The organism is Billgrantia desiderata (assembly GCF_900108215.1).
Classification (GTDB): domain Bacteria; phylum Pseudomonadota; class Gammaproteobacteria; order Pseudomonadales; family Halomonadaceae; genus Halomonas; species Halomonas desiderata.
The window spans coordinates 25,641-51,430 of sequence record NZ_FNVC01000001.1 but is presented as its reverse complement, the minus strand read 5'-3'; the positions used below and the strand labels follow the sequence as shown (position 1 = coordinate 51,430).

At 63.3% G+C, this 25,790-nt stretch carries 26 protein-coding genes and 2 tRNA genes; 14 read left to right on the top strand and 14 right to left on the bottom strand.

Features of this window, described 5'->3' with window-relative positions:
* Positions 1-78: 78 nt before the first annotated feature.
* The gene (locus C4S71_RS00270) at positions 79-708 is read right to left on the bottom strand and encodes a riboflavin synthase subunit alpha (protein WP_086509606.1); all 630 of its coding nucleotides are present in this window, start codon (positions 706-708) and stop codon (positions 79-81) included.
* A gap of 443 nt (positions 709-1,151) precedes the next feature.
* Between C4S71_RS00270 and C4S71_RS00265 the strand changes: the two genes are divergently transcribed.
* Genes C4S71_RS00265 through C4S71_RS00255 form a run of 3 tightly spaced genes read left to right on the top strand, consistent with a single transcriptional unit; the run spans position 1,152 to position 3,718 of the window.
* Complete coding sequence (locus C4S71_RS00265) at positions 1,152-2,243, top strand: methionine ABC transporter ATP-binding protein (RefSeq protein WP_103967811.1); 1,092 nt, start codon at positions 1,152-1,154, stop codon at positions 2,241-2,243.
* Positions 2,224-2,877 (top strand): methionine ABC transporter permease, encoded by a 654-nt coding sequence (locus C4S71_RS00260; RefSeq protein WP_086509601.1) that lies wholly within the window; start codon positions 2,224-2,226, stop codon positions 2,875-2,877. Before C4S71_RS00265 ends, C4S71_RS00260 begins: the two co-directional genes overlap by 20 nt.
* A gap of 25 nt (positions 2,878-2,902) precedes the next feature.
* The gene (locus C4S71_RS00255; protein WP_103967810.1) at positions 2,903-3,718 is read left to right on the top strand and encodes a MetQ/NlpA family ABC transporter substrate-binding protein; all 816 of its coding nucleotides are present in this window, start codon (positions 2,903-2,905) and stop codon (positions 3,716-3,718) included.
* A gap of 75 nt (positions 3,719-3,793) precedes the next feature.
* On the opposite strand, the gene C4S71_RS00250 is transcribed toward C4S71_RS00255, so the two are convergent.
* Positions 3,794-4,093, bottom strand: coding sequence for an MTH1187 family thiamine-binding protein (locus C4S71_RS00250; RefSeq protein WP_103967809.1), 300 nt, complete (start codon positions 4,091-4,093; stop codon positions 3,794-3,796).
* Positions 4,094-4,223: 130 nt separating this feature from the next.
* Here C4S71_RS00250 and C4S71_RS00245 point away from each other — a divergent pair, with 130 nt between their 5' ends.
* A complete protein-coding gene (locus C4S71_RS00245) occupies positions 4,224-4,718 on the top strand; it encodes a GAF domain-containing protein (RefSeq protein ID WP_103968077.1) in 495 nt (164 codons plus the stop codon).
* 65 nt (positions 4,719-4,783) lie between these two features.
* Here the strand turns inward: C4S71_RS00245 and C4S71_RS00240 are convergent.
* The 3 genes from C4S71_RS00240 to glpK form a co-directional block, all read right to left on the bottom strand.
* Positions 4,784-4,860 (bottom strand) — tRNA-Val (locus tag C4S71_RS00240).
* Positions 4,861-4,916: 56 nt separating this feature from the next.
* Positions 4,917-4,993, bottom strand: a tRNA-Val gene (locus tag C4S71_RS00235).
* A gap of 111 nt (positions 4,994-5,104) precedes the next feature.
* On the bottom strand, positions 5,105-6,586 hold the full coding sequence (gene glpK / locus C4S71_RS00230; protein WP_103967808.1) for a glycerol kinase GlpK: 1,482 nt from the start codon (positions 6,584-6,586) through the stop codon (positions 5,105-5,107).
* Between the two features lie 149 nt (positions 6,587-6,735).
* On the opposite strand from glpK, the gene C4S71_RS00225 reads away from it, so the two are divergent.
* Together C4S71_RS00225 and glpD are read left to right on the top strand one after the other, a co-directional pair.
* A complete protein-coding gene (locus C4S71_RS00225; RefSeq protein WP_086509597.1) occupies positions 6,736-7,494 on the top strand; it encodes a DeoR/GlpR family transcriptional regulator in 759 nt (252 codons plus the stop codon).
* Positions 7,495-7,661: 167 nt separating this feature from the next.
* Complete coding sequence (gene glpD, locus C4S71_RS00220) at positions 7,662-9,164, top strand: glycerol-3-phosphate dehydrogenase (protein ID WP_103967807.1); 1,503 nt, start codon at positions 7,662-7,664, stop codon at positions 9,162-9,164.
* 6 nt (positions 9,165-9,170) lie between these two features.
* On the opposite strand, the gene C4S71_RS00215 is transcribed toward glpD, so the two are convergent.
* Positions 9,171-10,550: a class II fumarate hydratase gene (locus C4S71_RS00215; protein WP_086509595.1), complete on the bottom strand. Its 1,380-nt coding sequence runs from the start codon at positions 10,548-10,550 to the stop codon at positions 9,171-9,173.
* Between the two features lie 268 nt (positions 10,551-10,818).
* On the opposite strand from C4S71_RS00215, the gene C4S71_RS00210 reads away from it, so the two are divergent.
* Positions 10,819-11,310: a hypothetical protein gene (locus tag C4S71_RS00210; RefSeq protein ID WP_086509594.1), complete on the top strand. Its 492-nt coding sequence runs from the start codon at positions 10,819-10,821 to the stop codon at positions 11,308-11,310.
* A gap of 11 nt (positions 11,311-11,321) precedes the next feature.
* Here C4S71_RS00210 and C4S71_RS00205 read toward each other — a convergent pair whose 3' ends face one another.
* Positions 11,322-12,137 carry a helix-turn-helix domain-containing protein gene (locus C4S71_RS00205; RefSeq protein ID WP_103967806.1) on the bottom strand — a complete coding sequence of 272 codons (816 nt, stop codon included), beginning with the start codon at positions 12,135-12,137 and terminating at the stop codon, positions 11,322-11,324.
* A 169-nt stretch (positions 12,138-12,306) separates the two neighbouring features.
* On the opposite strand from C4S71_RS00205, the gene C4S71_RS00200 reads away from it, so the two are divergent.
* The 3 genes from C4S71_RS00200 to C4S71_RS00190 all read left to right on the top strand — a co-directional run bounded on the left by C4S71_RS00200 (position 12,307) and on the right by C4S71_RS00190 (position 14,559).
* A complete protein-coding gene (locus C4S71_RS00200) occupies positions 12,307-13,311 on the top strand; it encodes a sensor domain-containing diguanylate cyclase (RefSeq protein ID WP_160113336.1) in 1,005 nt (334 codons plus the stop codon).
* A gap of 143 nt (positions 13,312-13,454) precedes the next feature.
* Positions 13,455-13,826: a phasin family protein gene (locus C4S71_RS00195; RefSeq protein ID WP_086509591.1), complete on the top strand. Its 372-nt coding sequence runs from the start codon at positions 13,455-13,457 to the stop codon at positions 13,824-13,826.
* Between the two features lie 178 nt (positions 13,827-14,004).
* Positions 14,005-14,559 (top strand): carboxypeptidase-like regulatory domain-containing protein, encoded by a 555-nt coding sequence (locus C4S71_RS00190; protein ID WP_103967804.1) that lies wholly within the window; start codon positions 14,005-14,007, stop codon positions 14,557-14,559.
* A gap of 9 nt (positions 14,560-14,568) precedes the next feature.
* On the opposite strand, the gene hda is transcribed toward C4S71_RS00190, so the two are convergent.
* Positions 14,569-15,270, bottom strand: coding sequence for a DnaA regulatory inactivator Hda (gene hda, locus C4S71_RS00185; RefSeq protein WP_103967803.1), 702 nt, complete (start codon positions 15,268-15,270; stop codon positions 14,569-14,571).
* Positions 15,267-16,343 (bottom strand): AI-2E family transporter, encoded by a 1,077-nt coding sequence (locus C4S71_RS00180; protein ID WP_103967802.1) that lies wholly within the window; start codon positions 16,341-16,343, stop codon positions 15,267-15,269. Before C4S71_RS00180 ends, hda begins: the two co-directional genes overlap by 4 nt.
* A 166-nt stretch (positions 16,344-16,509) precedes the next feature.
* On the opposite strand from C4S71_RS00180, the gene purM reads away from it, so the two are divergent.
* Together purM and purN are read left to right on the top strand one after the other, a co-directional pair.
* Positions 16,510-17,586, top strand: a complete 1,077-nt coding sequence (purM, locus tag C4S71_RS00175) for a phosphoribosylformylglycinamidine cyclo-ligase (protein WP_103967801.1) — start codon at positions 16,510-16,512, stop codon at positions 17,584-17,586.
* On the top strand, positions 17,583-18,311 hold the full coding sequence (purN, locus tag C4S71_RS00170) for a phosphoribosylglycinamide formyltransferase (protein WP_103967800.1): 729 nt from the start codon (positions 17,583-17,585) through the stop codon (positions 18,309-18,311). Before purM ends, purN begins: the two co-directional genes overlap by 4 nt.
* A 166-nt stretch (positions 18,312-18,477) precedes the next feature.
* Here the strand turns inward: purN and dcd are convergent, their stop codons facing one another.
* From dcd to C4S71_RS00150, 4 genes are all read right to left on the bottom strand, one after another.
* A complete protein-coding gene (gene dcd, locus C4S71_RS00165) occupies positions 18,478-19,044 on the bottom strand; it encodes a dCTP deaminase (protein ID WP_010628292.1) in 567 nt (188 codons plus the stop codon).
* A 127-nt stretch (positions 19,045-19,171) separates the two neighbouring features.
* Positions 19,172-20,002 carry an iron-sulfur cluster carrier protein ApbC gene (gene apbC, locus C4S71_RS00160; RefSeq protein WP_103967799.1) on the bottom strand — a complete coding sequence of 277 codons (831 nt, stop codon included), beginning with the start codon at positions 20,000-20,002 and terminating at the stop codon, positions 19,172-19,174.
* Positions 20,003-20,144: 142 nt separating this feature from the next.
* Positions 20,145-21,242 (bottom strand): coiled-coil domain-containing protein, encoded by a 1,098-nt coding sequence (locus C4S71_RS00155; RefSeq protein WP_103967798.1) that lies wholly within the window; start codon positions 21,240-21,242, stop codon positions 20,145-20,147.
* 152 nt (positions 21,243-21,394) lie between these two features.
* Positions 21,395-22,036, bottom strand: coding sequence for a hypothetical protein (locus C4S71_RS00150; protein WP_103967797.1), 642 nt, complete (start codon positions 22,034-22,036; stop codon positions 21,395-21,397).
* Between the two features lie 64 nt (positions 22,037-22,100).
* Here C4S71_RS00150 and C4S71_RS00145 point away from each other — a divergent pair, with 64 nt between their 5' ends.
* On the top strand, positions 22,101-23,159 hold the full coding sequence (locus C4S71_RS00145; protein ID WP_234249928.1) for a serine hydrolase domain-containing protein: 1,059 nt from the start codon (positions 22,101-22,103) through the stop codon (positions 23,157-23,159).
* Between the two features lie 293 nt (positions 23,160-23,452).
* Positions 23,453-24,376, top strand: coding sequence for a YihY/virulence factor BrkB family protein (locus C4S71_RS00140; protein WP_086509582.1), 924 nt, complete (start codon positions 23,453-23,455; stop codon positions 24,374-24,376).
* A gap of 4 nt (positions 24,377-24,380) precedes the next feature.
* Here C4S71_RS00140 and C4S71_RS00135 read toward each other — a convergent pair whose 3' ends face one another.
* Entirely contained in the window at positions 24,381-25,781 is a 1,401-nt protein-coding gene (locus C4S71_RS00135) for a glycosyltransferase family 2 protein (protein ID WP_103967796.1), read from the bottom strand.
* Positions 25,782-25,790 lie beyond the last annotated feature (9 nt).

Below are 25,790 nucleotides of genomic sequence, written 5' to 3'. Positions count from 1 at the left end.
TGTATAAGCAAACTCTGCGCCATTCGCCAGCACGGCTACCAACGCAATCTTGACGAAACGGTCATTTGAATGGAGTTCTCACACCCCGCGGGCGGCCAATACCCTTTCCACGGTTTCCACGATAGCCTGGGTCTGAGGGTCGATCTCGATGTTGACCCTATCGCCCGGCACGCGGTCCACCAGAATGGTGCGCTCCAGGGTCTCGGGAATCAGGTCGACGCAGAAGCGCGGCCCGTGAGCAGCCGTGGCGGGCCTCGTGGCACCGATCGTCAGGCTGATGCCATCGACGCCGATGTAGCCCTTGTCGAACAGGAAGCGGCCCAGCGCATGGGGCACCTCGAACCACAGCCGTCGATTGTTCGGCGCCTGATCCAGCTCCACCAGCTCGGCCATGGCCATGACATGACCGGACATGGCGTGGCCGCCGATCTCGTCGCCGAAGCGCGCTGCCCGCTCGATATTGACGCGATCGCCCTCGCCCAGCGCACCAAGGTTGGTCACGCGCAGCGTCTCGCGCATCAGATCGAAGCTGACCCGGTCGCCGTCGATGGCCGTCACCGTCAGACAGACACCGTTGTGGGCCACCGAAGCGCCGAGCTCCAGCCCCTCGCGCAGAGGTTGCGGCAAGCTCACGACATGAGTGCGGAATGCCTCGGCTTCCTTGATGGCGACGATCTCGGCCGTGCCTTGGACGATGCCTGTGAACATGGCGTCTCCTGCGCGCTCCCGCTCAAGGGAGGATGAAGTGGGTGGGGCTCGCAGTGTAAGAATTCGCGCCACGAACGTCCATCCGTCAACGGGCGCTACCCCAAGAGCGTGACATTCACCAGGGCAAGGCAACAGGAATCCACGTATCGAGGTCATTTTTTAGTGAATTTCACCACGCGTTCGCCTGGCGAACCGAAGCATCTTTCGCTTCGGTTGACATGTTACGTCTTTAGTCTTACCATTCCGCCTCACATTTCAGGCGCCGATTTGTACCCGGCTTGCGGGCGCCCACGATGCAGACGGCTTCCGCCTGCATCGTGAAGTGCAGCTAAAAGGGTGTGTCCAGCGTTGATGGCCACCCGCCAGGGTGGCCTTTTTTTCGTTCGGTTATACCCTGGCCCACGCTGCGCCCGCCCCACCGGCACGGCCTCTCAGGAAGCCAGATGATCACGCTAAGCAACGTTTCCAAGACCTACCACCTCACCCCGCCCAGGCGCCGACTGCCGTTCGCCTCACGCCCCAGCGAGAGAGCCGCCAGAACCATCGAGGCGCTGAAGAACGTCGACCTTCACGTTCCGGCGGGCAGTATCCATGGCGTCATCGGCCTTTCCGGTGCCGGCAAGTCGACTCTGATTCGCTGCGTCAATCTGCTCGAGCGCCCTTCCAGTGGCAGCGTCGTCGTCGACGGCCAGGAGATGACCACCCTCTCCAACAGCCAGCTCAATCAGGCGCGCCATCGCATCGGCATGATCTTTCAGCACTTCAACCTGCTGACGACGCGCAATGTCTTTGCCAACGTCGCCCTGCCCCTGGAACTGATGGGCATGAAGCGCGCGGCCATCCGCGAGCGCGTGCTGCCGCTGCTCGAGCTCACCGGCCTTGCCGACAAGGCACGCCAGTATCCGGCCCAGCTCTCCGGCGGTCAGAAGCAGCGCGTGGCCATCGCCCGGGCGCTGGCCAGCGAACCCCGCGTGCTGCTGTGCGACGAGGCAACCTCGGCGCTGGACCCGCAGACCACCGGCTCGATCCTGACTCTGCTGCGCGACATCAACCAGAAGCTGGGTCTGACCATCCTGCTGATCACCCACGAGATGGAAGTGGTCAAGTCGATCTGCCATCGGGTCAGCCTGATCTCCGACGGCGAGCTGGTGGAAGAGGCCGAGGTCGGCGACTTCTTCACCGCCCCGCGCACCCGCCTGGGCCGCGAGTTCCTCAACGACTTCCTCCAGTTGGAGCCGCCCAAGGCGCTGATCGAGCGCCTCGAAGAGGCCCCCGGCGAGCACACCCATCCGGTGGTGCGTCTGGCGTTCTCCGGCGATACGGTTTCCACGCCGCTGATCTCGCGCCTGGCGCGCGAATGCGGGGTCGACGTCAGCATTCTTCAGGCCAAGGTGGAGTCGATTCAGGAGCGCACGCTGGGGCTGATGATCGCCGAGCTCCTCGGCTCCCCCGAGCAGACCCGCCGCGCCATCGACTATCTCGAAGACCACGACCTGCATGTGGAGGTGCTCGGCCATGTCCAGCGCGATGATTGATCTGATCCTCCAGGCGACCCTGGATACGCTCTACATGGTTGCGGTATCGGGCATCATCTCGGCGCTGCTCGGCGTGCCGCTGGGCGTGCTGCTCTACGTCACCCGCCCACGCCAGATCCTGGCCCGCCCGGTGCTCAACCAGGTGCTGGGCATGGTGACCAACATCGGCCGCTCGATCCCCTTCATCATCCTGATGGTGGCGATCATCCCCTTCACGCGGATGATCGTGGGCACCTCGATCGGCACCAATGCCGCCATCGTGCCGCTGACCATCGCCGCCATCCCTTTCGTCGCCCGGCTGGTGGAAGGTGCGCTCAACGAGATCCCGCCCGGCCTGGTGGAAGCCGCCCAGTCGATGGGCGCCACGCCGCACCAGGTGATCACCAAGGTGCTGCTGCCGGAGGCTCGCGGCGGCATCATCACCGGACTGACGATCACCGTCGTCACCCTGGTGAGCTACTCGGCCATGGCCGGCGCCGTAGGCGGCGGCGGCCTGGGCGACCTGGGCATTCGTTATGGCTACAACCGCTTCAACCCCACCGTCATGCTGATCACCGTGGCCATTCTGGTGGTCATGGTGCAGGGCTTCCAGAGCCTCGGGGATTATCTGGTACGCAAATCGGATCGCAAGTGACGCCACACCCAAGGAGAACGACCCCATGCAAGTGACTCTGACCCGACTGTTCGGCGCCGCCACCCTGGCCAGCGCCATCCTGGTTGCCGGCTGCGGCAACGACGACGGCGCGACCGAAACGCGCTCGATCAAGGTAGGCACCATGTCCGGCCCCGAGTCGGAGGTGATGGAAGTGGCCGTCCAGATCGCCCGCGAGCGCTACGACCTCGAAGTCGAGATTATCGAGTTCACCGACTACGTCTCGCCCAACGCTGCACTGGCAGACGGCAGCCTGGATGCCAACGCCTTCCAGCACGAGCCCTACCTGCGCAGCATGATCGAAGACCGCGGCTACGACCTGGCCGTTGCCGGCTACACTTTCGTGTATCCGATCGGCGCCTACTCCGAGCGCCACGACAGCATCGAAGAGCTGCCCGAGCGTGCCATCGTCGCCCTGCCCAACGACCCCACCAACGGCGGCCGCGCGATGATTCTGATGCACAACGCCGACCTGATCGAACTCGATGACCCCGAGAACCTCGAGGCCACCCCGATCAACGTGGTCGAGAACCCGCTCGGCCTGCGCTTCCGCGAGATCGAGGCAGCTCAGCTGCCGCGCGTGCTGACCGACGTGGACCTCGCCTTCATCAACAACACCTTCGCTCAGCCCGCCGGACTGCGCCTGGACGATGCGCTGATTCAGGAGGGTGCCGAGTCGCCCTACGTCAACCTGATCGCGGTGCGTGCCGGCGACGAGGAGCGTGAAGAGATCCAGCAGCTGGTTTCCGCCTACCAGAGCGAAGAGGTGGCCGCCAAGGCTGCGGAGCTGTTCGACGGTGGCGCCGTGCCCGGCTGGCAGTGATGCCGTGCTGCGCTTCTAACGCATGACAACGGGCCGACGCCATGCGTCGGCCCGTTCGTTTGGCAGGTACCGGACTCAGCCCATCTTGCGTTCGACCTTGTCGATCCGCTCCTCGAGGCTCTGATCCTTGTCGGTAGCCGTGGCGATGCGAATCGCGCTGTCCACCCGCGGCGCACCGCGTTCGTGCAGCACGTCATGGCAGCGCTGGATTACGCGCATCACCTCTTCCCAGGAACCCTCGATATTGGTCCCGTGGGCGTGCAGGCGATACTTGAGCCCAGCCGCTTCTATCACCTCTTCGCAGGCGGCGATATGAGACGACAGCGAGGCTCCCGCCCCGATCGGCGTCACGTTGACATCGGCAACTACATGCATACTCAATCCTCCTGATCGACCTACGGATATCCTTACTACCCGAAAGCTAGTGTCGACCAGACCATTCTTCAAACCCCAGCCCGAATACCAGTGGGCACTAGAGAGGACCGGAGATTCCATGGCATCGAACATGCCCGACTACACGCTGCTGGCCCGCCAGCTCGAGGCCCTGCTGGACGCCCGCAACTGGCTGACCAACAGCGCCCAGACCTGCGCCTTCATCATGCAGCAGGTGCCGGACCTCAACTGGGTCGGTTTCTACCTGCAGCGCCAGCCCGAGCTGCTCACACTCGGCCCCTTCCAGGGCAAGCCGGCCTGCAACCCCATCCCCTTCAGCAAGGGCGTGTGCGGCGCCGCCGCCAGGAGCCGTGAGACCCAGCGTATCGACGACGTGCATGCCATCGCCGATCACATCGCCTGCGATGCGGCGTCGAACGCGGAGCTGGTGGTACCGATTTTGTGCGGCGCTACACTGTGGGGGGTGCTGGACCTCGACAGCCCACGACGCGGGCGCTTCAGCCCAGCCGACCAAGAGGGTCTGGAAGCCCTGGTCGAGGTATTCGTCAGACGCAGCGAGCTGCCCGACTTCTCACTCGCCTGGCAAGGAAAACCGTCGGCCTGGTGAAGAGCAGTCGCAGGCACCTGAAAGCAAAACGCCCCCTGGCAATGCCAGGGGGCGTTTCGGAATGCTGGTAGGACCAAGCGGATTTGAACCGCTGACCTCCACGATGTCAACGTGGCGCTCTAACCAACTGAGCTATGGTCCTGAAACTATGTGAAACCGAAACCATGTGAAACCGTGTCGAAAAAGCCGATAGAAAGCTGGTAGGACCAGGCGGATTTGAACCGCCGACCTCCACGATGTCAACGTGGCGCTCTAACCAACTGAGCTATGGTCCTGTGTTCGGCTTTCTCGTCTTTCGTTCTTTCTCGTTTACCCGTTACCCGCCAATTCAGCTGCGGCAACGGATGCATATCTTACCGATATCGCTGGATTTTGCAAGCCTCGCACTAGCTTTTTACCCGCTCCACCGCCTCGAGCCAGCCGTGATAGAGTCGCTCCCTTTCGGTTTCCGGCATGCTGGGCATGAAGCTGCGCTCGCAGCGCCACAGCTCGGCGATCTCTTCCAGGTCGCGGTACCAACCGAAGCGCAGCCCGGCCATGTAGGCGGCTCCCAATGCGGTCGTTTCGAGCACCGTCGGCCGGTCGACCTGCACCCCCAGCATATCGGCGAGGAACTGAACCAGCCAGGAGTTGGCCACCATGCCGCCGTCGACACGCAGCGTACCCGGTGGCACGCCCATGTCGTCGCTCATGCAGGCCTGCAAATCGCGGGTCTGATAGCAGACCGCCTGCAGGCCGGCAGCGACGATTTCGGCAATCCCGGTGTCGCGCGTCAGGCCGAAGATCGCCCCTCTCGCCTTGGGGTCCCAGTGGGGCGCTCCCAGCCCGGTGAAGGCCGGCACCAGATAGACGCTGTGTCCGGCGCGGGTCTGCTTGGCCAGCGCCTCCGTCTCGGCGGCATCCTTGAACAGCTTCAAGCCGTCGCGCAGCCACTGCACCGCAGCACCGGCGACGAAGATGCTGCCCTCCATGGCATAGGTGGTCTTGCCGTTCAGGCGATAGGCCACGGTAGAGAGCAGGCGGTTGCGCGATCTGGCCGGCCTGTCGCCGGTGTTGACGATCATGAAGCAACCGGTGCCGTAGGTGCTCTTGCCCATGCCGGGCTCGAAGCACGCCTGGCCGACCAGGGCCGCCTGCTGGTCGCCCACCACCCCGCCGATGGGCAACTCCGCCCCCAGCCAGCGGGCCTCGACGGTGCCGAAGTCGGCGCTGCTGTCGCGCACTTCTGGAAGCAAGCCAGACGGGATCTCGAATAGCTTGAGCAGCTCGTCGTCCCACTGCTGGGCATTGATGTCGAACAGCATGGTGCGCGAGGCGTTGGTGGCATCCGTGGCGTGAACCCGCCCCCCGGTGAGGCGCCACAGCAGGAAGGTGTCCACCGTGCCGAAGGCCAGCTCGCCGCGTTCGGCACGCTCACGCGCCCCTTCCACGTTGTCCAGCAGCCAGGCCAGCTTGGTTGCCGAGAAGTAGGGATCGATCAGCAGCCCCGTGTGCGATTGCACCAGCTCGGCATGCCCTCTTTCCTGCAGCTCGCGACAGAAGTCGGCGGTGCGTCGATCCTGCCAGACGATGGCATTGTAAAGCGGCTTGCCAGTCGCGCGATCCCACAGCAGCGTGGTTTCGCGCTGATTGGTGATGCCGACCCCGGCGATCTCGTCGAGTGCGACGCCCGATGTCTCGACCGCCTCGCGACAGGTCGAAAGCACCGTGTCCCAGATGTCTTCGGGGTCGTGCTCGACCCAGCCATCGTGGGGGAAGTGCTGGGGGAATTCACGCTGCGCAACACGAATCACATGGCCGTCACGGTCGAAGAGAATGGCGCGCGAACTGGTAGTGCCCTGATCGATGGCAAGGAGATAGTCGGCCATGAGTCATCCTGTCATTGTATGTTCGTTTATGATCACCAAGAGTACCCGAGTATGTTCGCAATGCTTTACGACTTTCGTATAAATGCCCCTCGAATACCTGCGCAAGCGTACCGAATCGCTTACACTCGCGTGATCGATAGGGAGCCGTCATGAACCAGCAACAGCGACAAGATGCCATCGTTGAACTGGTACGCCGCCAGGGCTACGCCAGTATCGAACAACTGACCGAACATTTTTCGGTTACGCCACAAACCATACGCCGCGACCTCAACTCCCTGGCGGAAGAGGGCATGATCCGGCGCGTGCACGGCGGCGCCGGGCTCGAATCGAGCACCGTCAACACCGCCTACAGCACGCGCAAGAATCTCAACCTAGAGGCCAAGCGACGCATCGCCGCCCTCGTGGCCAGCCATATTCCCGATCACGCCTCGCTGTTCATCAACATCGGCACCAGCAACGAGGTCGTCGCCGAGGCACTGCTCGATCATCAAGGGCTCGAGGTGATCACCAACAACCTCAACGTGGCGGCCATCCTCCAGCACAAGGAGGACTTCAACGTCATCATCGCCGGCGGCCAGGTACGCTCACGGGATGGCGGCATCATCGGCGAGGCAACCATCGATTTCATCAATCAGTTCAAGGTGGACTTCGGCATCATCGGCATCAGCGGTATCGACGAGGATGGCTCCCTGCTCGAGTTCGATTACCAGGAAGCTCGCGTGGCCCAGGCCATCATCCGCAACTCCCGCCAGGTCTACCTGACCGCGGACCATTCGAAGTTCCATCGCAACCCCGTCGTGAGACAGGGCAACATCGCCCAGCTGGATGCGCTGTTCACCGACCGCCAGCCCCCCGAGCGCATCGTTCACCTGATGCAGGTCAACGACGTCGCCCTGCATATCGCCTGACTTCCTCTTTCGACCGCCCTCTTGCGACTTGCACCGCGCCGACCGAAACGTCGGCGCGTTTTCCTCCAGGCCTTGATGTTCGATTTCGATTGATCTATGTTCGCTTTCAAACATACACTGTTTGAAAGCCAGCTCATTGCTGACGCGAGATCGGAGCCTTTCAGTCCATGGCGCACACGTCGCACCACCTACTCGACCTCTTCATCATCGGCGGCGGCATCAACGGCACCGGTATTGCCAACGATGCTGCCGGGCGCGGGCTGTCGGTCAGCCTGTGCGAACAGGGGGATCTGGCCGGCGCCACGTCCTCGGCCAGCAGCAAATTGATCCATGGTGGATTGCGCTATCTCGAACATCATGAATTCCGCCTGGTGGGAGAAGCGTTGCGCGAGCGCGAAGTGCTGCTGCGCAAGGCACCGCACATCATCTGGCCGCTGCGTTTCATTCTCCCGCACCGCTCTCACCTGCGCCCCGCCTGGATGATTCGGGCCGGCCTGTTCCTCTACGACCACCTGGGCAAGCGCAAGATGCTGCCCGGTTCACGCAGCGTTCGTTTCGCTGCGGATTCGCCCCTGCAGGAAGGCATCAAGCGCGGATTCGAATATTCCGATTGTTGGGTCGACGATGCTCGCCTGGTGGTGCTCAACGCGCTACAGGCACGCGAAGGTGGCGCGGAGATTCTGGTGCGCACCCGCTGCATCGGAGCGAAGGAGGAGAACGGCATCTGGCGCATCGAGCTGGAGGACGTCCGCAGCGGCGAGCGCTTCGAGCGCCAGGCGCGCACCCTGGTCAATGCGGCCGGTCCATGGGTCGAGCGGGTGGTTCGCGAACAGGCGGCACGCAGTTCCCGTTACAGCATTCGCATGATTCAGGGCAGCCATCTGATCGTGCCGCGACTGAACGGCGACGACCGCGCCTACATCCTGCAGAACAGCGACCGGCGCATCGTGTTCGTTCTCCCCTACGAGGACGACTTCAGCCTGATCGGCACGACCGATCGCCGCTATCAGGGCGACCCGACCCAAGCTGCCATCAGCGAAGAAGAGATCGATTACCTGCTTGGCGTCGTCAATGCCCACTTCCGCCGTCAGCTCCAGCGCAGCGACGTCATCTCGAGCTTCTCCGGCGTACGCCCCCTGTGCGACGACGAATCGGCCGAGCCTTCGGCCATGACCCGGGATTACACCCTGGCGTTCGACGATCAGGGCGCCCCGCTGCTCTCCGTATTCGGCGGCAAGATCACCACCTATCGAAAACTGGCGGAAGCTGCCTTGAAACAACTCAAGCCTGTCCTGCCAGCCATGGGGCCAAGCTGGACCGCAGAGGCCGCCCTGCCCGGCGGCGAGATCGGCAATCAGGAAAATTTCATGGCGCGGCTGCTGCACGACTACCCCTGGCTCGGGGAGGCGCGGGCACGACGTTTCGCGCGGAGTTACGGCAGCCTGTGCCTGCGCTTCCTCGCAGGTACTCAATGTGCAGAGGACCTGGGCGAGCATTTCGGCGCCGGCCTCACCGCCGCCGAAGCCGACTACCTGGTCGACCATGAATGGGCGACCACCGTCGAGGACATCCTGTGGCGGCGCACCAAGCTGGGCCTGCGGCTGACGCCACGTCAGGTGGAACGACTCCAGGCCCACGTGGAAGCCCATCGCCAGGCCCTGGCCGCCTGAGCCGCGTTACTCCGGTATGCCGCCGTAGGTCAGGCTGGCCGGATCGAGCAGCCGTTCGAGCTCCTCACGGCCAAGATCGGTCTGCTCTTCAGCCACATCGATGATCGGCCGCCCCGCCTGGTAGGCCTGCTTGGCAATGGCTGCCGCCGCGTCGTAGCCAATGACCCCGTTCAGGGCCGTGACCAGGATCGGGTTGCGCGCCAGCGGCTCCGCCAACCGATCCTCGCGCACCCGGAACGTGGCAATGGCCCGCTCGCCCAGCAGGCGTGCCGTATTGCTCATCAGCCGAATCGAGGTCAACAGGTTGTAGCCGATCAGCGGCAGCATCACGTTGAGCTGAAAATTGCCGCTCTGCCCCGCCACGGTTATCGCCGCATCCAGACCGATCACCTGGGCAGCGGCCTGTGCCGCCGATTCCGGAATTACCGGATTGACCTTGCCCGGCATGATCGAGCTGCCGGGCTGCAGCGCCTCGAGCTCGATTTCGCCCAGGCCGGCCAACGGCCCCGAGTTCATCCAGCGCAGGTCGTTGGCGATCTTCATCACCACGCAGGCCAGGCCCTTGAGCTGCCCGGAGAGCTCCACCGCCGCGTCCTGGGAGCCGAGGCTGGCGAAGAAACTGTCGTTGGGCGACAGGGCGAGCCCGGTCTGCTCGCTCAGTTCACGTGCCATGCGCTCGGCGAACTCGGGGTGGGCGTTGATGCCGGTGCCTACCGCCGTACCGCCCTGAGCCAGCCGTGCCAGCCGTACCATGGCGCTGTCGATACGCTCGATGGCCTGGCCGACCTGGCTCGACCAACCGCCAAGCTCCTGTCCCAGGCGCAGCGGCATGGCGTCCATCAGATGGGTGCGCCCCGTCTTCACCACGCGGTCCAGTTCCAGCGCCCGCTCGTCGATGGTGGCACGCAGTGCCACCAGCGCGGGACGCAGCTGCGTGGTCACTTCCAGCGCCGCGGAAAGGTGGATGGCAGTGGGAATGACGTCGTTGCTCGACTGCCCCATATTGACATGGTCGTTGGGCCCCACCTTGAGCCCATGGCGGCTGGCCAGATGGGCTATCACCTCGTTGACGTTCATGTTGCTCGAGGTGCCCGAACCGGTCTGGAACACGTCCACCGGGAACTGGTCGTCGTGCTTGCCGTCGACGATCTCCTGAGCCGCCGCGACGATGGCTTCGGCTCGCTCGCCGTCGAGCAGGCCCAGTTCACGGTTGACCTTGGCAGCGGCCAGTTTGATGCGGGCGATGGCATGGATGAAGCCAGCCGGCATCGGCTGGCCCGACACCGGAAAATTCTCCACCGCACGCTGGGTCTGGGCGCCATAGAGCGCCGAGGCCGGCACCCGCAGCTCACCCATGCTGTCTCGTTCGATACGATGATCGCTCATGTCACTCCCTCGCTAGACGATCGCTCCCTTTACCATGGTGCCGGGAATCGAGGCTTGCAAGCCTTTCAGACCGTGAGAGGCACCGGATAGCGCTGCCAATGAGCGAATTGACAACTGTCAGGTTTCTTTCCTATTCGCTCGTTATCGGACGTCAACATGATAACTGTCATTGCGACGCAAAAAGGTCCTTCCTAAGATCGCTTAGCCAGCTACTCAGGGCACCTAAAAAAGCTTCGATCACAAAAGCACAATCTGGAAGAACCGACTCATGGACATGACCCATACCTTGCTCTTGTTGCCGCACGAACAGCTCACTCTCGCTTACGAGCACGAAGCTGCCGAACTTCAGCGCTACCGCCGTCTGACGCTGCGGTTTCTGCCCAAGGCCCCGCAGACGAGCAGACTGCTGGCGACACTGGGCCTGCAGTGCGAAAAGCGTCTCGGCCAGTTGCACCAGGTAGCCGTCTGCCTGGAACTCGAAGCCTGCATCATCAGAGCGCCAGGCAACGTTGCGCCCTTTCCGATTGCGGAACCTCACTTCTTCATCGTCGACGAGATCACGGGTGAGCAGGTCATCGAGCATGCCATCCGCGCAGCCATGGAGTCGAAGCACTTCTTCGAGTGGATGCTGAATACCAATGCCACACCGGAACTCCATCGGCCGCTGCTCAATTTCGTCAGCGAGAAGGAGGGCGAGTGCAGGGTCCTGCTCGAGTTCTGGGAGCAGCACAGAGCGCCTGCGGTGGCTCAGCGAGCCTGACCCTCGACCCGTCACGGCCTCTTTTGCCGCCTGCCGGTGGAAGAGGCCAAGCGCTCGAGTTGCGCAAGATCGAGCAGCTGGTACTCACGCCCATTGACACGCAGCAGCCGTTGCGACTGATAGGTGGCAAGCGTCCTGCCGACCGTCTCCTGGGTCAGCCCCAGATAACTGCCGATATCGTTGCGCGATACGGGCAAGCGAAAGTGGGTAGGGGAATAGCCACGGCGATGAAAGCAGTCCGATACGACCAGCAGAAAGCAGGCCAGGCGCGCCTCGGCGGTACGGCTCAACAGTTGGTGCAGGATGATCCGCTCTTCATGTCTGGCACGACTGGTGGTGCACTGCAGTTGCCTCCGCAGTCTTGGCAGCCTTTGCGTCAGCGCTTCGAGTCGCGCGAAAGGCAGCCTGCACACCGTGGCGGTTTCAAGCGCACTGACGGTGGCTGGATAGCGTCCCAGGCCGATGGCATCGCAGCCGATGAGATCGCCGGGCAACCAAAAGGACGTAAGCAGGGTCTCGGTTTCATTGACAGCCGTTTCCTGCTTGAGGCATCCGGTGCATACGGCATAGAGACTATCGAACGGCGCCTCTTGCTCGTAGAGAACGGCTCGTTTCTCCAACCTGAGGGGCGAAGACACGATCTCGTCAAGCAACGCTGCTTCTTCGGAAGCCAGACCCTGAGAGCTGCACAGCGCATTCAAACAGCACCACAGGCTACCGGAAGCGCCCTTGACTCCGCCATGCCCGTCCTTGCAATGGCTCGTCATGCAGTGACCCTCCTCTCCATGAGTCACATTGTTCAGTATAGAAGCGAGTCGATATTCCATAGTTTGAGTTGCCTCATACCCAAACTCGGGGAAAGTGATAACCCACCCCACGTTGTCATGACGAAAACCATGCTGCACGAAAAAATACAGCCGCCTAGTGTTAATGCTGCATCGCACAGGATCGGTGTACCTCTCGGTACAGGGAGGGCATCTTCAAGGGAGCAGAACCATGCAACAGCAGACCCCCTGGTTGACGTCAGACATACTCAACCGTCTCAATGCCAATACCTGCCTGCTACTGGTGCGCAGCCTGTGGGAGTACTGTCCGGAACACATGTTCATCGTTCGCGTCGAAGGCCCAGGCGAGTTCGTGATCGAGGACATGAACTCCACCCGCCAGGCTCTGAGCACAGAGAACAGCGCCGTCATCGGCAAGCGTTTCGAGCAGTCGCTCCCCCCACCGCTGTGTCATGGTGTACTGGCCAATCTATGTCGTTGCGTAGAGTCCGGGGCACCGGTCCGGTATGAGGAGAATGACGACTATCTCGACCGGGATGGCATTTATCAGCACGTGCATCGGCAGACACTGCTGGTTCCCATCACCAATACCGAGGGCATGGTGACCCATCTGTTCGGGATATCCCGCGATCTGGCGTTCCCGCCCGAGCATCACGTGCCCACCCCTGGAACCACGGGCGAGCTGGAGCGCCGCGTCTGCGAGCGCACGGCCGAACTGGTCGCGGCCAATGAAAAATTGGCCTACCTGGCCACTCACGATCATCTGACCGGCACCTACAACCGGCGCTATCTGATGGAACTGGCCGAGCAGGAGCTGAGACGCGCCACCCGCTACGAGCTGCCGCTTTGCCTGCTGATGCTCGATATCGACCATTTCAAGACGCTCAACGATGCACGCGGCCATTTGGTGGGCGACGAGGCGCTGCGCTGCGTGGCACGTACGATCCTGGCTACCGTGCGCGAGTGCGACCTGGTGGGTCGATACGGCGGAGACGAGTTCCTGATCCTGATGCCGGAGACCACGGCCAGTGGCGCCCAGGAGTTGGCCGAACGTCTGCGCAACACCCTCACCCAGACGAGCCGCCTCACGCTGAGCATCGGGATCGCCAGCCTGGCGCCAGGCGACGACGTCGTGATCGATCTGATCGATCGTGCCGACACGCTGCTGCTTCAGGCCAAGCGTAACGGGCGCAATCGCATCGAGTGCGCTGCCTGACCGCCAGTATCAAGTGTGTAAGGACCAGGTACATATTGGTACCAGGCACATATTGCAATGCAGCAAGCAGTTTTGCTATGCTGCATTGCAATAGAGCGGACATCCGTTCGAAATTACACAACACATCCGGAGATACCTTACTCATGATGAAGTCATTCAGCTTCGACACCAAACCCTTCGAAGCCATGCTGCTTGGCCCGGCGCGTGCCTATGCCGCTCTGAGCATCGACTATTCCGAAAAGCTGGTCGGCGCCCAGCTCGAGGCCGTCAAGGCCTATACCGACACCAGCCTGGCGCAAGCCCGCAAGCTGCTCGAAGTCCGCGATGCCGACGGTCTGCGTAGCTACCTCGAAGATCAGCAGCAGTTTGCCAAGAACGTGACCGAGCGTCTCAAGGGCGATGCCGAGAAGGCCGTCTCCCTGCACCAGGACTTCTTCCAGCAGAGCCAGAAGCTTGCTGAAAGCAGCCTGCAGGAAGTCCAAAAGGCCTCCTCGAGCCAGACCGCCAAGGCCTGAAGCTCTCTGCACAGTTCCGTTGCAAAGGTCTAGCACACGGCACTGATACGAGACCCGCCGAACCTCGTTCGGCGGGTCTTCGTTTTTCTCTCCAGTTTCATCTTTCCATCTGTCGCCTGTCGGCTCCCATCGTTTATGCTCGACCTGCACGGGCATGTCGCAATGAGGAAGCAAACGAATGAAAGCCTGGTTACCCGTAGCCTTGGTGAGTCTCACCCTTGTCGGCTGCCAGATGATGGAACCGGGGCCGCCACCCGAGCGTATCGAGGTGATCGATATCGGCGACCCGCAACGCCCTGACGTCGAACGCCCCGACGCCGAGCGCCCTGCCCCCACCCCGGGACGCATCGCTCGTCAGGTGGCCTTCCCGGCGAGCGAGTATGCCGCGCTGCCGAAGAGCGGCACCGCCGCCATTTCGGGCAGGCTCAGTCTGAACGGCACTCCCGGCGCCGGGGAAACGATTTCCGTCGCGCCGGTCACCACCTACTCGGCCGAAGCCGCCGAGTACGCCCTGGCAGGACGAGCGGTCGAGCCGGCCGACCCGCGAGCGCGTGAATACACCCACACCACGCGTACCGACGGCAACGGCAATTTCTCCCTGCAGGGTCTCCCGCCTGGTGAGTTCTACGTCTCGGGCAGCGTGGTCAACCCCGGCAATGGCCAGCGCCAGGTAATACTGCGTCAGGTGTCACTGCGCAACGGCCAGCGCCTCGAGGTCAATCTGAGCCGCTGACGCACTGCGTTACCAGCCCAGCGCCTGCTTGACGAAGGGAATCGTCAGCTTGCGCTGGGCCGATAGCGAAGCACGGTCGAGAACGGCCAGCTCGTCGAACAGCTCGTCCAGACGTCGCGGTCCGCGGTGAAGAATATAGCGGGCCACCTCCTCGGAAAGCTGCATGCCACGTATGCGTGCGCGTAGCTGCAGGGCCTGCAGCCTCTCGCCGTCATCCAGCCGCTGCAGTTGAAAGGTGACGCCCCAGGTAAGACGCGATGCCAAGTCCGGCAGAGCGACAGGAAGCTGGCGGGGAGCTGCAGACGCCGACATCACCAGCCGCTTGCCGGCATCGCGCAAGCGGTTGAACGCATGAAACAACCCTTCCTCCCAGCGGCGCCGGCCGATGACCACATCCACGTCGTCGATGGCCACCAGGTCGAGGCGCTCCACGTCCTCGAGCATCAGCGGCGGGAAATGTCCCAGGTCGTGCAACGGCAGGTAGAGCGCACGGAGGTCGCGGTCGGAAGCCGCGTGACAGGCCGCCTGTAGCAGATGACTGCGCCCACTGCCGGGAGCACCCCACAGGAACAGGAACGGCTCGCCGTCGGCATCGAGCTGGTGCGAGAGGCGATCCAGCAAGGCGGCATTGGCCGCCGGCAGAAAACTCTCGAAAGTGGCATCGTCACGCAGCCCCACCCCCAGAGGCAGCTGCGCAGGCGCTCGACTCATGGTGAATCCTCGCTGCGACGCTCTTTTTTATCGGCGTCGTAAAGGCTGCTGCGCTTGTAGCGTTCGTTGAGTTCCCGCAAGAGTACCATGATCACCGCCGCCGCCGGCAGCGCCAGCAGCACCCCGGTGAAACCGAACAGGTTGCCGCCCGCCAGCACGGCGAAGATCACCGCCACCGGATGCAGCCCGATACGGTCGCCCAGCAGCTTGGGTTGCAGCACCACGCTTTCGATGATCTGACCGATGGTGAACACGATGACCACGCCGAGCAGCGCCACCCAGCTGCCGAACTGGAAGAACGCCACGATCAACGCCACGCTGATACCGACGATGAAGCCGAGGAACGGCACGATGCTGGCCAGCCCCGCCAGCATGCCAATCAGCAGCCCGAAGCGAAGCCCCATGACGGTTAACCCGATGGCGTAGATGGCCCCCAGGGTCAGCATGACCAGCAGTTGGCCACGCAGGAAGGCCGAAAGCACTTCGTCGCAGCGCAGGCTGAGACGCACCGCATCCGGCTCCAGGCGCCGCGGGATGAGATTGCGCAGATTGACGATCAGGCGATCCCAGTCCAGCAGTAGATAGAAAGTGACCACCGGAATCAGCGCGAAATAGGTCACCCAGGCCAGGAATGCCGCCCCCGAGCGCCCGATCTGACCCAGAAACTGGGCCAGGTAGCCGCCGGCGTCCTGCCAGTGCTCGGCCAGCGTCTCCTGCACGTTATCGAGATCCGCCGCCACGTCCAGCCCCGTCCAGCCGCGGATCTGCGGTGCCAGCACCGTTTCCACCCACTCGAATATTCCCGGAATCATCAGCCCGAACTGGCGCACCTGCTGCACGGCCAGAGGGATCAGCACCAGCAGTGCCACCCCCAGCACCAGCGTCAGGATGAAGAACACGCCGCACACCGCCAAGGCGCGCGAAAGCCCCAGGCGCTGCAGTCGATTGGCCAGCGGATCGCTCAGATACGCCAGGATCATCCCGGCGATGAACGGCATCAGCATCGTTTCCAGTTGGAACAGCAGCCACACCACGGCGACCGCGCCAATCAGCACCCACCATTCTTTACGCATCACAGCTCCACACCTCCCTGCGTTCTCCATCCACGGCGATGCGAGCCGTGCGTCGTGATGCTACAATTCCGGCCCGATCTTGCCCACTGCTTCGGCCATCAGGCGTTGCGTCGCCTCGCGCCGCTCGCCGGGCCACATAACCGCGCTACTTCGTACAGGACAGGCCATGACCGATTCCACCTCCCCCGACAACGCCAAGGCATCCCTGAGCTACAAGGACGCCGGCGTCGACATCGATGCCGGCAACGCCCTGGTCGACCGCATCAAGGGCGTCGCCAAGCGCACCATGCGCCCCGAGGTGATGGGCGGACTGGGCGGCTTCGGCGCCCTGTGCCAGCTGCCTTCCGGCTATCGCGAGCCGGTGCTGGTCTCGGGCACCGACGGCGTAGGCACCAAGCTGCGCCTGGCCATGGACCTGGGTCGACACGACTCCATCGGCATCGATCTGGTGGCCATGTGCGTCAACGACCTGGTGGTGGCCGGCGCCGAACCGCTGTTCTTCCTCGACTACTATGCCACGGGCAAACTCGATGTGGACATCGCCGCCGACGTCGTCGCCGGCATCGGCGAGGGTTGCGAACAGGCCGGCTGCGCCCTGGTAGGCGGCGAAACCGCCGAAATGCCCGGCATGTACGAAGGCAGCGACTACGATCTGGCCGGCTTCTGTGTCGGCGTGGTGGAGAAATCCGAGATCCTCGACGGCAGCAAGGTCGGCGAAGGCGACGTGCTGCTGGGTATCGCTTCCAGCGGCGCCCACTCCAACGGCTATTCGCTGATCCGCAAGATCCTCGAAGTGAGCGGCGCCTCGCTGGACACCGCCATCGACGGCCGGCCACTGGGCGACGCCCTGCTCGCCCCCACGCGGATCTACGTCAAGCCGCTGCTGTCGCTGATCAAGGAGAGCGGCGTCGCCGTTCACGCCCTGTCGCACATCACCGGCGGCGGGCTGCTGGAGAACATTCCTAGGGTACTGCCCGACTCCCTGGCGGCACGCATCGACGTGAAGAGCTGGACGCGCCCGGCGCTGTTCGACTGGCTGCAGCAGCAGGGCAACGTGGCGGAACACGAAATGTACCGCGTGCTCAACTGCGGTATCGGCATGGTCGTGGTCGTACCCGCCGAGAAGGCCGATCAGGCCCGCGCCCACCTGCAGGCCCAGGGCGAGACGGTCTATCGCATCGGCGAGATCATCGCCCGCGGCGAAGGCGAAGAAGCGGTTGTGCTGGAGAACCTCGAGGCATGAGCGAAGCGTACGACGGCGACACCATGACGGACTTCACCCCCGAGCCCACCGGCACACGCCGGGTGGTGGTGCTGATCTCGGGTAACGGCAGCAACCTGCAGGCGCTGATCGACGAGCAGACCCACGACCGCCTGGGCGGCGAGATCGTGGCGGTGATCTCCAACGTTGCCGACGCCTACGGCCTGCAGCGTGCCCGTGATGCCGGCATCGATGCGGTAGTGCTGCCCCACGGCGAGTACGAGAATCGTGAAGCCTACGATGGTGCCCTGATCAAGGTGATCGAGCGCCACGAACCCGACCTGGTGGTGCTGGCCGGCTTCATGCGCATCCTGAGTTCACGCTTCGTGCAGCGCTTCCTCGGCCGCATGCTCAACATCCACCCATCCCTGCTGCCCGCCTACCGTGGCCTCAACACCCATGCCAAGGCGTTGGCCGACGGCGTGACCGAACACGGCTGCAGCGTGCACTTCGTCACCGAGGAGCTCGACGGCGGCCCGGTCGCCATCCAGGCCGTGGTGCAGGTAAGCGATGGCGAGACCGAAGCCAGCCTGAAGGAGAAGGTGCACGCCCGCGAGCACCTGATCTACCCCATCGCGGTGAAGTGGTTCCTCGAGGGGCGCCTGCGCCTCGAGGGCGAAGCCGCCATGCTCGACGGCACTCCGCTGCCGCCCCAGGGCCTGCGCCTCTCCCACGCCGACGCCGCCGAAGAGCTGGACGAAGATTAGCGTCAAGCTCGACGCAAAGTGGATGCCCCAAGACGCTAGCGGCGCCGGGGACAGTTCAGAGTGGAAGTCATTCTTTCATGGATGAAGAATGTAGCGCCCAGGGAAGGGTTTACAGCGCCTCCACGAGAACTGTCGACGGATAAGCCGCGGGTTACGTCAGTTGGACTCAGGTGCGGGGCAAAGTCACTCCCCTCTGCCCCATATACTTGCCGCCGCGATCCTTGTAGGAGGTCGCGCACACCTCGTCCGACTCCAGGAACAGCATCTGCGCCACGCCCTCGTTGGCGTAGATCTTGGCCGGCAGGTTGGTGGTGTTGGAGAACTCCAGGGTCACGTGCCCTTCCCACTCCGGCTCCAGCGGCGTCACGTTGACGATGATGCCGCAACGAGCGTAGGTAGACTTGCCCAGACAGATGGTCAGCACGCTGCGCGGAATGCGGAAATACTCCACGGTGCGCGCCAGGGCGAAGGAGTTGGGCGGGATGATGCAGACGTCGCCCTTGATGTCGACGAAGCTCTTCTCATCGAAGTTCTTGGGATCGACCACCGCCGAGTGAATGTTGGTGAACACCTTGAACTCATCGGCACAGCGGACGTCGTAGCCGTAGCTGGAGGTGCCGTAGGAGATCACCCGCTGATCGTTGACGTAACGCACCTGATCGGCTTCGAAGGGTTCGATCATGCCTTCCCGCTCGGCCATGCGGCGGATCCAACTGTCGGGCTTGATGCTCATGGGACGTCCTGAGAGAAGTTGTGCGGAGGATGAAGAAGTAGGCTTTGGCTGAAAAGTCGCCTAGGGCCGCTATCATAGCGGCCCTGGATGCACTCGTCACGGCCCGTCGCCAACGGGCCGAAGGCCGTCAATCACTGAACGAGATGCTCGGCCCTTCGCTCGGCGACTGGCCGCCCAGTTCAGCGGCAATCTGCCGCGCCATGTCGCGGAAGGTTGCCGTCACCTCGCCTTCCGGCTCGGCAACAACGGTGGGTCGGCCGCCGTCCACCTGCTCGCGGATCGACAGCGCCAGCGGCAGCCTGCCCAGAACCTTGGTCTCGTACTCACCAGCGATACGCTCGCCGCCGCCTTCGCCGAAGATCGGCTCGGCGTGACCGCACTGGGAACAGACGTGCAGGCTCATGTTCTCCACCACACCCAGCACCGGCACGTTGACCTTGCGGAACATCTCGATACCCTTGCGGGCATCGAGCAGCGCGATGTCCTGGGGTGTGGTCACGATGACCGCACCGTCCACCGGCACCTTCTGCGCCAGCGTCAGCTGGATGTCGCCGGTGCCCGGCGGCATGTCGATGAACAGCACATCGAGGTTGTCCCAGGCCGTTTGCGTCAACAGCTGCTGGAAGGCCCCCGCCACCATCGGGCCGCGCCACACCATGGGCTCCCGGGTGTCGACCATGAAGGCCATCGACATGGCCTGTACGCCATGAGTCTCCAGCGGCCGGAACTTGTTCTCGCCGGCCTGCTGAGGCCGCACGCCTTCCGGAACACCCAGCATCTGCGCCTGACTGGGGCCGTGGATGTCGGCATCGAGAATGCCGACACGATACCCTTCGGCAACCATGGCCAGCGCCAGATTGACGGTAACGGTGGATTTGCCCACCCCACCCTTGCCGGATGCAACGGCCACGATATGCTTGACCCCTTCGATCACGACTGACTCCTTATTCCTGCAAATGAGTGTCCTGCGAATGGCAATTGTCTGACACGCTCAGTATAACGCGACAGCTCCCGAGACGAGCGCGACCGAGCGACATCGAAATCTCCATAAAGACATGCGGCGGGCCAAGGCCCGCCGCATCGTTTCGCCCTCACGGCGCTCAGTTGCTCTCGGCCTCTTCGGCCTCTTCCTCTTCTTGCGGCGTCTGCTGAGTGGCCTGCTGGCCTTGAGGCTGGCCCTGCTGGTGATCTTGCTGCTGCCCTTGTTGAGTGCGCAGCTCGAGGTCCCCCAGCGCATCGCGCCACTGGGCAAGCTGCTCCTCGACCTGCTCGAGCTGCTGCTGACGACGCTGAACCTGGGCCTCCAGCTCCTCGAGTTCACCACGGGCCGATTCGATCTCTTCGTTGGTTTCATCGCGCTCCTGGCGAATCGCCTCGAGTTCTGACGTGGCCGCCTCGCGCTCGTCGCGGATTTCGCCCACTTCGCCCTCGACCTCGCTACGCCAGGCCTCCAGCGCCTCGATGTCGTTCTCCAGCGCTTCGACCGTCTGCTGGCGCTCCTCGATGGCCTGATTCAGCGTATCGAGCTGCTCCTGGCCAGCTGCGGCCTCCTCTCGCATGCGCTCCAGCTCACTGGATATCTGCTCGAGTTCCTCTTCAGCCTGGCGGCGCGCTGCTTCTGCCTCCTGGCGCTCCTCTTCGGCGGTCTGGCGCGCGGCCTCGGCTTCCTGGCGTGCGCTTTCCGCATCCTGACGGGCTTCATCGGCATCGGCACGTGCTTCGTCTACCGCCTGGAAGTCATCGCGCAACGCCGTCACGCTCTCCTCCATTTCGGCCTGCTCGCCACGGCGTGCCTCGAGATCGCCCTCCAGTGCCTCGCGCTCCTCCTGCAACTCGCCGATACGGGCAGAAGCCTCAGCCGCCTCGGCTTCGAGACGCTCGATCTCGCCGCGAGCGGCTTCCTGCTCGTCGCGCAGGGCGGCTTCCGCCGACTGCCGCTCCTCTTCGAGTTCGGCCAGCCGCCGTTCCAGCGCCTCGATGTTCTCCCCTGCCTCATTACGCTCGTTGAGTTCCCTGACCAACTCCTGGTGCTCACCTTCCAGCGCGGCCAGCTGCTCCTCGAGCGCGGCGCTGCGTTCACGCTGGTTGCCAGCGCTGTTATGGGCAAGAATCGCCCAGAGGATGGCCAGCACGGCGATGGCCACCAGTGCAATGACGCGTCTGTCCTTGTAGAGTGGACTTTCGGGTGTTTCCGACATGGGCAAGACCCTCCAGATGGTCCATGTTGATCGTCACGCCTGGCGTGACGCTCGCGTAGGTTCCTTCCTCAGCATACATAGGCAACCAAGGCGGCGAAAGGAAGCCTCCGGCAAACCGTTCGTCAAGCTTGGCGTATGAAGACCGCGTGACCTCAGCGCGGAGTGACCCGCCAATTCGACAGCCAGGGCGAACCGCGAACCTCGAAGTCGAGTTCGCGCAGCCATTGGGCAACCACCAGATTCGACTGATGAGCGGCGGAATAACCGCGTGGATAGGGCACGAACTCCAACCCGTACTGCTCACTCGGCACCGGTTCCATATCGGCCCGCTCGAAGTGGGCATCGAGCCGCCGTTTCAAGGCCAGCACACGTCCCATGTCGGCTTCCAGGGGGTAGACGTCGGTCAGCCCCTCCGGGGCCAGTCGGTGAAACTGTTCGGGAGTGGCTATATCGGGGTGTACGGCTCGCCCGATGCCCGCATCGGTGGGCCACAGCATGGCTGCGGCACCGCTCAGCGCGTGCTGACGCTCCTCGACGTACCAGCGCCAGTCGCCATAGCTGTAGCGCACCACGCCCCCCGATTCGCGCGGCAGCACCAGACTGGCATGCCGGCCATGGTCGAGCAGATAGATATCGACCGGCCGTTCGATCAAGCGCGGTTCGGGCGGCACGACGCGGCCGGCACAGCCGGTCAACAGCAGCACGGCCAGTGCGATACCCAGCCAGCGTAGCAGCCGCTCGAAACGCGCCTGATGCCGTCTTCCGGAGGATGGGGTTGCCAACGAGCCAAACATGTTCACGGCCTCCAACGGTATGCTGTCTAGAATAGGGAAACAGGCACACGACCGGAGAGCAAGCATGTCGAAGCCCCTACCATCTCTGGCCTGGCATGCTCGTCCTCGCTGGCTTCCCGCCATGCTGCTGGCGCTGCTTTGCCTACTGTTCGGGCCACTCATGCAGTCAGGCATGGCAGAGGCGAACACGGCGACGAGTGAACGAGCGCTGAGCCGTTTCGCCGCCGAAGCAGGCGAGATCCCACGCCTGCATGCCGTGGTCGTTGCCGAGCATGGCGATATCGTCCTCGACCATCGCCTGCAAGGACCCGACACCGATCAGCCGGTCAACATCAAGTCGTTGTCCAAGACCGTTCTGGCCGCCTTGGTGGGTGCCGCCATCGAAGCGGGCCTGATCGAGAGCGTCGACCAGCCCATCGTCGAGCTGCTGGGACCCAGGGTTCCCGCCGGGGTCGATCCCCGCGTCAGCGAGATCACCGTGGAACATCTGCTGACACTGCAGGCGGGGCTCGAGCGTACTTCCGGCAACAACTACGGTGCCTGGGTGGCCAGCCGCGACTGGGTGGCCGATGCGCTGAACCGCCCGTTCGTCGACCGTCCCGGCGGTGCCATGCTCTACTCTACCGGCAGCTCTCACCTGCTTTCGGCAGCACTGACCGAAGCGACCGGCGAGAGCACCCTGGCACTCGCCCGCCGTCTGCTTGGCGAACCGCTGGACATCGCGATCCCTGCCTGGCCCCAGGACCCTCAGGGCATCTATTTCGGCGGCAACGACATGTCGCTCTCGCCCAGGGCGCTGATTCGGATTGGCGAACTCTATCGCCTGCAAGGCGAGATCGACGGTACCCGCGTGCTGCCGCAAGATTGGGTGGAAGCTTCTTGGCAGTCGCGCGGTACGTCGCGCTGGACGAATGACGGTTACGGATACGGTTGGTTCATCACCACCCTGGCGGGTGAGCAAGTCTATTACGGGCGTGGTTTCGGTGGGCAAGGCCTGTACGTGATTCCCTCGCGGGCTCTTACTATCGCCATTACGGCCGACCCCGCACCCAGCTCCGATGGCTCCCGGTTTCGGCAGGAGCTCCTGCATGGGCTGATCGAAAGGCTGCTCAGAGAAGCCTGAGGCAGCCTTCCATACCCCGCTCGGTCATGACGCCAAGCCTAGCGCAGCCCCAGCATCGACAGGATGAAAAGCACCACCACGATCAGGCCGATGATATAGATGATATTTCGCATACAGCTCTCCTTGCCGTCGGGTTCAAAGTAGTCGACGTGGTGACAACCAGGCCACCGTCAGCCCCAGTGTAGCGGACCAATGAAATCCAGCCAGCGAAGCAACCGACTTGTGGTCGCCTACCGAGGCGAATACCTTACGAGGCAGGATCCCGCATAACGGCACAAGGAGCGACGCTCGCCATGTCCCAGGTACGCAAGTCGCAGCGTGTCATGTTCGTGCTGTTGCCACGTACGGGCGCCTTTCTCTGGCGCGTGCTGACGAACTTCCTGCGCAACCGCGGCATCCTGCTTGCCGGCGGCGTCGGTTACAACATCCTGCTCTCCATCGTTCCCCTCTTTGCCCTGCTCGCCGTGCTGCTGACCCAGATCGTCGATGAAGCCGTGATGCTCGAGGTGCTTAGTGTTCAAGTGGTTCATCTTGCCCCCGCCCACGCCGAGGGCCTGATGGAAGCCGTACGCACTCTGCTGGCATCGCGTGACATGATCGGGCTGTTCGGCATCCTGGTACTGCTGGTCTTCAGCTCCTTTGCCTTTCGTATGCTGGAGGATGCCTTGGCGATCATCTTCCATACGCCGGAAGCCCACCCGAAGCGCAGCGTCTGGGTCTCGGTACTACTGCCCTATCTGTTCATGCTGGTGCTGGGTGCCGGATTGCTGGCACTCACTCTGATGGTGGCTCTGGCCGAGGCGATCGGCACCCTATGGCGTCTGGTCGCCGGTCGCGAGATGCCACTGGCCGGACTCTCCGACCCCCTGCTCAACCTGTTCAGTTTTTTCGGCGTCTTCTTGCTCTTCAGTGCCATCTACAAGGTTCTACCGGTGGTAAAAATCGCTCTGAAACGAGCCTTGGTAGGCGGCTTCGTCGCGGCGTTGCTGTGGGAGGGAGTACGTTTCCTATTGATGTTCTACTTTCTCAACATCTCGCTGGTCAACGTGGTCTATGGCTCGCTTGCCACCATCGTCGTGGTGCTGCTTACCTTGGAAGTGGGTGCCATGATCCTGCTGCTCGGCGCTCAGGTGATCGCCGAACTCGAGTACAACGCCCGCCGCGGTCTGCCGTGGTACGTGGACCCTCGCCGCGAACCAGTCACTCACGTGGACTAGCGCTTCACTGCCCCCACTGTCCGCTGCGCTTCATCACGCCCCACTGGTGCTTGCGCCGGGCGAACCACTGCCACAGGCCGCGACAGCGCCATACCGTATTGAGCTGCCGATAGCCGAAGTTCTCCAGCACCGCGACGAGGAACAGCCGCAGCATGTCGCGGCGACGCTGATAGACGCGAAACGACAGGGTCTCCAATAGCAGGCCGTTCACTGACAGCAGTATGCCCATGCCGATGGCCACCAGCAGGAACACGGTGAGGGCGACCGGTGAGATGATGCCCATGGCGAACCCGCCGATCATGAAGGCGTAGCCGGCCAGCTCGACCAGCGGCCCCAGCCATTCGAACAGGGTCATGAAGGGCCAGGCCAGATGGCCGGGCGCCCCGCCTCGCCGACCGAACGCCAGGCGCACATGACGGCTCAGGCTTTCCGCCAACCCGCGCTGCCATCGGCTGCGCTGGCGGCCCAGCGTCCCCAGGTCCTCCGGTGCCTCGGTCCAGCAGATCGGATCGGGCAGGTAGCGTATGCGATAGGGGATCTTGCGCTCGCGATGATAGCGGTGCAGGCGCACCACCAACTCCATGTCTTCCCCCACCGTGGTGGTGCTGTAGCCGCCCACCTCGGCCACACGCTCGCGGTCGAACAGGCCGAAGGCCCCGGAGATGATCAGCACCGCGTTGAGCGGCGACCAACCCAGGCGGCCGAACAGGAATGCCCTCAGGTACTCGACGATCTGAAAGCGCGCCAGCAGGCTGCCCGGTATTCCCGCCTCGAGGAGAAAACCGCCGCGCACCTTGGAGCCGTTGGCGATGCGCACCGTGCCGCCCGCAGCCACGGTGCGCTCGTCCTCGAGAAACGGCTGCACCACGCGCAGCAGGCTGTCGCGCTGCAAGATGGAGTCGGCATCCACGGCGCAGAACAGTGCATGGCGGGCAGCATTGATGCCAGCGTTAAGCGCATCGGCCTTGCCGCCGTTGGCCTTGTCGATCACCTTCAGGTTGGCGTGCCGACGCGAGCGGTAGATGCCTCTCACCTCCTGGTGCGGCACGCTGCGACGCAGCGGCTCCGGGTGCAGCTCGAGTTCGAACGCCTCGATCAGCACCTCGAGGGTCTCGTCCTTGGAGCCATCGTTGATCACGACCAGCTCGAATTCGGGGTACTGCAGTTGGAGCAGCGAGAGCAGCGAGGTGCGTATCGTGGCTGCCTCGTTGTAAGCCGGCACCAGTATCGATACGGCAGGCTCGATCCCGAGATAGGGGGCGAACTCCCCCAGTTCGGCACGCTGGCGCATATAGCGTCGCAGGCTGACCATGGAGAGCAGGTTGAGTGTCAGATAGCCGCCATTGAGCAGCACGAAATAGCCGATGAAACCGATCTGTCCCCACCATACCCAGTCGATGCCCATTCTCCTCTC

Excerpts from the sequence above, each read along its gene's own strand:
- C4S71_RS00270 (WP_086509606.1), bottom strand. The coding sequence starts at position 708 with ATGTTCACAGGCATCGTCCAAGGCACGGCCGAGATCGTCGCCATCAAG.
- C4S71_RS00265 (WP_103967811.1), top strand. The coding sequence starts at position 1,152 with ATGATCACGCTAAGCAACGTTTCCAAGACCTACCACCTCACCCCGCCC.
- C4S71_RS00260 (WP_086509601.1), top strand. The coding sequence starts at position 2,224 with ATGTCCAGCGCGATGATTGATCTGATCCTCCAGGCGACCCTGGATACG.
- C4S71_RS00255 (WP_103967810.1), top strand. The coding sequence starts at position 2,903 with ATGCAAGTGACTCTGACCCGACTGTTCGGCGCCGCCACCCTGGCCAGC.
- C4S71_RS00250 (WP_103967809.1), bottom strand. The coding sequence starts at position 4,093 with ATGCATGTAGTTGCCGATGTCAACGTGACGCCGATCGGGGCGGGAGCC.
- C4S71_RS00245 (WP_103968077.1), top strand. The coding sequence starts at position 4,224 with ATGCCCGACTACACGCTGCTGGCCCGCCAGCTCGAGGCCCTGCTGGAC.
- glpK (WP_103967808.1), bottom strand. The coding sequence starts at position 6,586 with ATGGCCGACTATCTCCTTGCCATCGATCAGGGCACTACCAGTTCGCGC.
- C4S71_RS00225 (WP_086509597.1), top strand. The coding sequence starts at position 6,736 with ATGAACCAGCAACAGCGACAAGATGCCATCGTTGAACTGGTACGCCGC.
- glpD (WP_103967807.1), top strand. The coding sequence starts at position 7,662 with ATGGCGCACACGTCGCACCACCTACTCGACCTCTTCATCATCGGCGGC.
- C4S71_RS00215 (WP_086509595.1), bottom strand. The coding sequence starts at position 10,550 with ATGAGCGATCATCGTATCGAACGAGACAGCATGGGTGAGCTGCGGGTG.
- C4S71_RS00210 (WP_086509594.1), top strand. The coding sequence starts at position 10,819 with ATGGACATGACCCATACCTTGCTCTTGTTGCCGCACGAACAGCTCACT.
- C4S71_RS00205 (WP_103967806.1), bottom strand. The coding sequence starts at position 12,137 with ATGGAATATCGACTCGCTTCTATACTGAACAATGTGACTCATGGAGAG.
- C4S71_RS00200 (WP_160113336.1), top strand. The coding sequence starts at position 12,307 with ATGCAACAGCAGACCCCCTGGTTGACGTCAGACATACTCAACCGTCTC.
- C4S71_RS00195 (WP_086509591.1), top strand. The coding sequence starts at position 13,455 with ATGATGAAGTCATTCAGCTTCGACACCAAACCCTTCGAAGCCATGCTG.
- C4S71_RS00190 (WP_103967804.1), top strand. The coding sequence starts at position 14,005 with ATGAAAGCCTGGTTACCCGTAGCCTTGGTGAGTCTCACCCTTGTCGGC.
- hda (WP_103967803.1), bottom strand. The coding sequence starts at position 15,270 with ATGAGTCGAGCGCCTGCGCAGCTGCCTCTGGGGGTGGGGCTGCGTGAC.
- C4S71_RS00180 (WP_103967802.1), bottom strand. The coding sequence starts at position 16,343 with ATGCGTAAAGAATGGTGGGTGCTGATTGGCGCGGTCGCCGTGGTGTGG.
- purM (WP_103967801.1), top strand. The coding sequence starts at position 16,510 with ATGACCGATTCCACCTCCCCCGACAACGCCAAGGCATCCCTGAGCTAC.
- purN (WP_103967800.1), top strand. The coding sequence starts at position 17,583 with ATGAGCGAAGCGTACGACGGCGACACCATGACGGACTTCACCCCCGAG.
- dcd (WP_010628292.1), bottom strand. The coding sequence starts at position 19,044 with ATGAGCATCAAGCCCGACAGTTGGATCCGCCGCATGGCCGAGCGGGAA.
- C4S71_RS00155 (WP_103967798.1), bottom strand. The coding sequence starts at position 21,242 with ATGTCGGAAACACCCGAAAGTCCACTCTACAAGGACAGACGCGTCATT.
- C4S71_RS00150 (WP_103967797.1), bottom strand. The coding sequence starts at position 22,036 with ATGTTTGGCTCGTTGGCAACCCCATCCTCCGGAAGACGGCATCAGGCG.
- C4S71_RS00145 (WP_234249928.1), top strand. The coding sequence starts at position 22,101 with ATGTCGAAGCCCCTACCATCTCTGGCCTGGCATGCTCGTCCTCGCTGG.
- C4S71_RS00140 (WP_086509582.1), top strand. The coding sequence starts at position 23,453 with ATGTCCCAGGTACGCAAGTCGCAGCGTGTCATGTTCGTGCTGTTGCCA.
- C4S71_RS00135 (WP_103967796.1), bottom strand. The coding sequence starts at position 25,781 with ATGGGCATCGACTGGGTATGGTGGGGACAGATCGGTTTCATCGGCTAT.